This is a genomic window from Flavonifractor sp. DFI.6.63, from assembly GCF_024462255.1.
In the GTDB taxonomy this organism is placed as follows: domain Bacteria; phylum Bacillota; class Clostridia; order Oscillospirales; family Oscillospiraceae; genus Lawsonibacter_A; species Lawsonibacter_A hominis.
The window spans coordinates 1-252 of record NZ_JANGBE010000161.1 but is presented as its reverse complement, the minus strand read 5'-3'; the positions used below and the strand labels follow the sequence as shown (position 1 = coordinate 252).

Below are 252 nucleotides of genomic sequence, written 5' to 3'. Positions count from 1 at the left end.
CAAATACCAGCGGTGTACCGTCCATTTTTACCGCAATGTGTTCTCAGTCACGCCTCGCTCCAAGGTAAAGCTGGTGGCCAAGATGCTCAAGGCCATCCACGCCCAGGAGAGCAAGAAAGCTGCCCGGAAAAGGCTAAGGCTGTGGTGGAGGAACTGCGTTCCATGAAACTGAAGGAGGCTGCCAGGAAGGTAGAGGATGGCATTGAGGAGACTCTTACCTACTGCGATTTTCCCAGCGAACACTGGACTCGC

General features: G+C 54.4%; 1 pseudogene. It reads left to right on the top strand.

What is annotated here, in order from left to right:
* Positions 1-252: pseudogene (locus tag NE547_RS18330) on the top strand (transposase); the annotation flags it as partial.